Origin of the sequence: Hyphomonas oceanitis SCH89 (assembly GCF_000685295.1) — a bacterium.
Taxonomy (GTDB): domain Bacteria; phylum Pseudomonadota; class Alphaproteobacteria; order Caulobacterales; family Hyphomonadaceae; genus Hyphomonas; species Hyphomonas oceanitis.
Genome location: NZ_ARYL01000161.1, coordinates 1 through 591, shown reverse-complemented (window position 1 = coordinate 591; position 591 = coordinate 1). Strand labels below are relative to the sequence as shown.

Genomic DNA, 591 nt, shown 5'->3' with positions numbered 1-591 from the left:
GATGGCGACCGGCTCTTTTCGGCTGACTATCCAGTTGTCTGGCCCAAACCCTGGCCCGGATTCAGTCTCGCCGAGGCGTTTGACGCCCTGGATGGCGACCGGGCCGGCAAGGCGTGAGGGGCAGGTGCCTCCCGGACAGGTCTCCGGGCCAGCGATCAGCTCAGGCAGCAGATGCGCCTGTTCCTGCTCGCTCGGGAACAGCTTTTTTGTCTCGCCGTACCCGGAAGGACGTGTATTCTGTGACTGGAGGCAGCATTCATGCCTGGTCTGAATGACATCTGGTCTGCGTCCAGAGGGTCCGGGGTAAGCGCTTGAAGAAACCCAAGCCAACAGGAAAAGCAGCACGGGCCGTGACAGATGTCGACCGCCTTGTGGGGGAGAATGTGCGCCGGTTCAGGAAGGCCCGGGGAATGACGCTCGCCGAGCTCAGTCTCGGGCTCGGCATCAGTCATCAGCAACTCCAGAAGTACGAGACGGGCATGAACCGTCTGAGTGCCGGCATCATTATGGATGTGGCGAAACGGCTCGATGTTTCCCTGGCCGAGCTGTTCGAGACGGGCGTCACCAAACAGGGTCGCTCGCGCTCTGCGG

General features: G+C 61.9%; 1 protein-coding gene. It reads left to right on the top strand.

What is annotated here, in order from left to right; translation table 11 throughout:
- Window positions 1-311: 311 nt before the first annotated feature.
- A partial coding sequence (locus HOC_RS20735; RefSeq protein ID WP_206741638.1) for a helix-turn-helix domain-containing protein occupies window positions 312-591 on the top strand: 280 nt, incomplete at its 3' end.